The sequence below is a fragment of the Mesorhizobium sp. M1A.F.Ca.IN.020.06.1.1 genome (genome assembly GCF_004023265.1).
Lineage (GTDB): Bacteria > Pseudomonadota > Alphaproteobacteria > Rhizobiales > Rhizobiaceae > Mesorhizobium.
The window spans coordinates 1-453 of the sequence record NZ_RZSR01001804.1 but is presented as its reverse complement, the minus strand read 5'-3'; the positions used below and the strand labels follow the sequence as shown (position 1 = coordinate 453).

At 62.5% G+C, this 453-nt stretch carries 1 protein-coding gene; it reads left to right on the top strand.

Annotated features, from left to right (window positions below):
- Positions 1–453: TCP-1/cpn60 chaperonin family protein (locus tag EOA60_RS36995; protein WP_281060834.1), on the top strand; the 453-nt coding region annotated here is incomplete at both ends.

Sequence of the window (453 nt, the reverse complement as noted above, 5' to 3'; positions counted from 1 at the left end):
GATCTGGAAGACGCCTACATCCTGCTGCACGAGAAGAAGCTCTCCAACCTGCAGGCCATGCTGCCGGTCCTGGAAGCCGTCGTTCAGACCTCGAAGCCGCTGCTCATCATCTCGGAAGACGTCGAAGGCGAGGCTCTGGCCACGCTGGTCGTCAACAAGCTGCGCGGCGGCCTGAAGATCGCCGCCGTCAAGGCTCCGGGCTTCGGCGACCGCCGCAAGGCCATGCTGGAAGACATCGCCATCCTGACCGGTGGCCAGGTCATCTCGGAAGACCTCGGCATCAAGCTTGAGAATGTCGGCCTCAACATGCTCGGCCGCGCCAAGAAGGTGTCGATCTCCAAGGAGAACACCACCATCGTCGACGGCGCCGGCAAGAAGGCCGAGATCCAGGGCCGCGTTGCCCAGATCAAGCAGCAGATCGAGGAGACCACCTCGGACTACGACAAGGAGAAG